Annotated in this window: 3 protein-coding genes and 1 pseudogene; 1 reads left to right on the forward strand and 3 read right to left on the reverse strand. The window is 56.4% G+C overall.

Annotated elements, in window-relative coordinates; translation table 11 throughout:
• Window positions 1-203 precede the first annotated feature (203 nt).
• Both C5O24_RS11730 and C5O24_RS11735 read right to left on the reverse strand, forming a co-directional pair.
• Entirely contained in the window at window positions 204-899 is a 696-nt protein-coding gene (locus C5O24_RS11730; protein ID WP_107681877.1) for an LrgB family protein, read from the reverse strand.
• Window positions 880-1,245 carry a CidA/LrgA family protein gene (locus tag C5O24_RS11735; protein ID WP_107681878.1) on the reverse strand — a complete coding sequence of 122 codons (366 nt, stop codon included), beginning with the start codon at window positions 1,243-1,245 and terminating at the stop codon, window positions 880-882. Before C5O24_RS11735 ends, C5O24_RS11730 begins: the two co-directional genes overlap by 20 nt.
• Before the next feature lie 300 nt (window positions 1,246-1,545).
• On the opposite strand from C5O24_RS11735, the gene pckA reads away from it, so the two are divergent.
• Complete coding sequence (gene pckA, locus C5O24_RS11740) at window positions 1,546-3,150, forward strand: phosphoenolpyruvate carboxykinase (ATP) (protein WP_107035320.1); 1,605 nt, start codon at window positions 1,546-1,548, stop codon at window positions 3,148-3,150.
• 181 nt (window positions 3,151-3,331) lie between these two features.
• On the opposite strand, the pseudogene C5O24_RS14095 reads toward pckA, so the two are convergent.
• A pseudogene (locus C5O24_RS14095) lies at window positions 3,332-3,606 on the reverse strand (beta-phosphoglucomutase); the annotation flags it as partial.

The following is a 3,606-nucleotide window of genomic DNA, read 5'->3' on the forward strand; positions in this document are numbered from 1 at the left end:
CATGCAGACAGAAACCTGCGCGACGGAGCAAATCCAAGCTGATGCTTATCCTTCCTGTTTGCGCAAAATTACAATATTTTTTTTGCACCGTCAATGATTTCACAAACATTATATTGCAGTTTTTCGATTTCTGAATACCATTTGATTACACTTCTGTAAAGAAATCAGAAATCGTCAAAGACTCCGCAATCTCAGCCATCGGCTCAATAACCCATCACGGCCAGGAGCGTCGGAGTGAGCAAGGCGGTGAAAAGCCCGTTGAGCGTAAGTCCGAGCGAGGCCCACGCGCCATATCGGCTGCCGCCATGTTCTATGGCTGCCGTGGTGCCGAGAGCGTGTGCGGCCGTTCCCATGGCCAGCCCCCGCGCCATCGGACTTTTCACGCGAGTCATTTTCATCACACGGAATCCGGTCATGCCGCCGAAAATTCCAACGCACACCACCACTGCGGCGGTCAGCGGCGGCAGTCCGCCCACTGCGGCCGTCACCTCCATGGCTATGGGGGTGGTGACCGACTTCGACGCCAGCGAGAGCACCACTTCGCGTGAGGCTCCCATGGCCTGGGCAAGCAGTACCACCGATACGACTCCGGCCACACATCCGGCCAGTTCGGCGGCAATGATAGGCAGGATCTGCTTGCGGATTGTCGACAGCTGCTTGTAGAGCGGCACCCCAAGCGCCACCACTGCCGGCTTGAGCCAGAACTCCACCATGCCTCCGCCCTGGGTATAGGTTTCGTAGGGCACTCCTGTCAGCACCAGAAATAGTATCAGCACCGCCACCGACACCAGTATGGGATTGAGTATGGCCAGCCCGGTGCGCTTGAACAGGATACGCGCTCCGATATACACCACGAAGGTGAGAGCCAGCAGAAAGTAGTTATTTTCGAGAAACTCCATTGTGAGGCATGATTTTGCGTGAAAACTGATGAATAAGCCCGGTGACGGCTATGACTATCACCGTGCTGACAGCCGAAGCGGCTATGACGGCTCCCCACTGCCCCTCGACCAGATCGAAGCAGCCCATGAGAGCCACACCCGCCGGCACGAAGAAGAAGCCGAGATTGGATACCAGAAAGTCGGCCACACCCTCTACATGACGCAGCCTGACTATGCGCAGCTTAAGAGCCAGAGTGAGCAGCAGCATACCTATGATGCTCGAGGGCACCGGCACCCCGGTGAGCCACACCACAAGCTCGCCTGCAGCGAGAAACGTGAACAAAACGGCAAGTTGAAGTATTACCATAATAAGTACAATGACGGTTGTCGGGATGTCAATATCAGGCCGCAATAACGACCTGCACACGACGCAATGCGCCGCAGCGCAAATACGGCGGCAAAATTAACAATATTACTCCAATCCTACCCAACTAAACTTAAAAATAATTAATATGGAAATTTTTCCTTAATGCATACTCCCACGCATCGAAAAAAAAGCTAACTTTGCAGACGGTAAACAAGGCAAAGTCGACCGTACCGGCGGCCAACAGCCTGCCAACCGATTAGAACAATCAACTCAATTACTTATATTTCAAGTTTTTAAGACATGAGCACAATCGACTTATCGCAGTATGGCATCAAGAATGTCAAGGAGATAATCCACAATCCCTCCTACGAGCAGCTCTTCAAAGACGAAACCGATCCCTCGCTGGAAGGCTTTGAGAAAGGCACAGTGACCGAACTCGGCGCCGTCAACGTGATGACCGGTGTATATACCGGCCGCTCGCCCAAAGACAAGTTCATCGTACTTGACGACAACTCCAAGGACAAGGTATGGTGGACAACCGAGGAATACCCCAACGACAACAAGCCTGTCACCGAAGCTGCATGGAAGGAGATCAAGCAGATCGCCGTCAACGAACTCAGCGACAAGAAACTCTACGTGGTAGACTGCTTCTGCGGCGCCAACCACGACACCCGCATGGCTGTGCGCTTCATCGTTGAAGTGGCATGGCAGGCTCACTTCGTGACCAATATGTTCATCCAGCCCTCTGCTGAGGAACTTGCCAACTTCAAGCCCGACTTCGTAGTGTTCAACGCATCGAAGGCCAAGGTGACCAACTTCAAGGAACTCGGCCTGAACAGCGAAACCGCTGTCGTGTTCAACACCACTTCGCGCGAGCAGGTGATCATCAACACCTGGTATGGCGGCGAGATGAAGAAAGGCATGTTCTCGATGATGAACTACTACCTGCCCCAGCAGGGCATCGCCTCGATGCACTGCTCGGCCAACACCGACAAGCAGGGTCAGAACACAGCCATCTTCTTCGGCCTCTCGGGAACCGGCAAGACCACTCTCTCGACCGACCCGAAGCGTCTGCTCATCGGCGACGACGAGCACGGCTGGGACGACAACGGCGTGTTCAACTTCGAGGGCGGCTGCTACGCCAAGGTGATCAACCTCGACAAGGAGTCGGAGCCCGACATCTTCAACGCCATCAGACGCGACGCACTGCTTGAGAACGTGACCGTAGACAACAACGGCAAGATCGACTTCAAGGACAAGAGCGTCACCGAGAACACCCGTGTGTCCTACCCCATCAACCACATCGAGAGCATCGTTGAGCCCATCAGCGCAGGCCCGGCCGCCAAGAACGTAATCTTCCTTTCGGCCGACGCATTCGGAGTGCTGCCCCCCGTATCGATCCTGACCCCCGAGCAGACGAAGTACTACTTCCTCTCCGGCTTCACCGCCAAGCTCGCAGGCACCGAACGCGGCATCACCGAGCCCACCCCGACCTTCTCGGCTTGCTTCGGACAGGCGTTCCTCGAACTCCACCCCACCAAGTATGCCGAAGAGCTCGTTAAGCGCATGCAGCAGAGCGGCGCCAAGGCTTATCTGGTCAACACCGGCTGGAACGGCACAGGCAAACGTATCTCCATCAAGGACACCCGCGGCATCATCGACGCGATCCTTGACGGCGCTATCCTGAATGCTCCCACCAAGAAGCTCCCGATCTTCAACTTCGAGGTTCCCACCGAACTGCCCGGAGTTGATCCCAAGATCCTCGACCCGCGCGACACCTACACCAACCCCGAAGAATGGGATGTAAAGGCTCAGGATCTCGCAGCACGCTTCATCAAGAACTTCAAGAAGTATGAGAACAACCCCGCCGGCAAGGCTCTCGTAACAGCCGGCCCGCAGCTCTAAACAACTGCTTCTCAAACCCTACCAAAGGCAGGCGCCAGAGCGACTACGGTCGCTTTGGCGCCTGCCCCGCTTTCATCCAGCACCATCCATTACCAAAAAGAGCGGTGTGGCTGCTATCCATGCAAGAGGATGCAGCCACACCGTAGTGTTTTTTGTCGGAAAGCCCGCTACACTTCTCCGGTTATTCCGGGGCGAAGTCGCGCAGCAAGGCGGGGAGCGACGCGGCGAAGGCGGCCATCGAGGGGAAAGTAGCAGTGGCGCCCGCATCGGCAAGAGCCGACTGCGGCACGGGACCGGTGGTGATACCGGCCACGGCTACGCCGGCGGCCGCTCCCGAAGCGACTCCAAGCGGTGCGTTTTCTATCACGAGAGCCTGCCACGGCTCCACTCCGGCCAGATCAAGAGCCGCGAGGTAAGGATCGGGAGCCGGCTTGCCGCGGCGAGTGTGGAGCGCCG

Source organism: Paramuribaculum intestinale (assembly GCF_003024925.1).
Taxonomy (GTDB): domain Bacteria; phylum Bacteroidota; class Bacteroidia; order Bacteroidales; family Muribaculaceae; genus Paramuribaculum; species Paramuribaculum intestinale.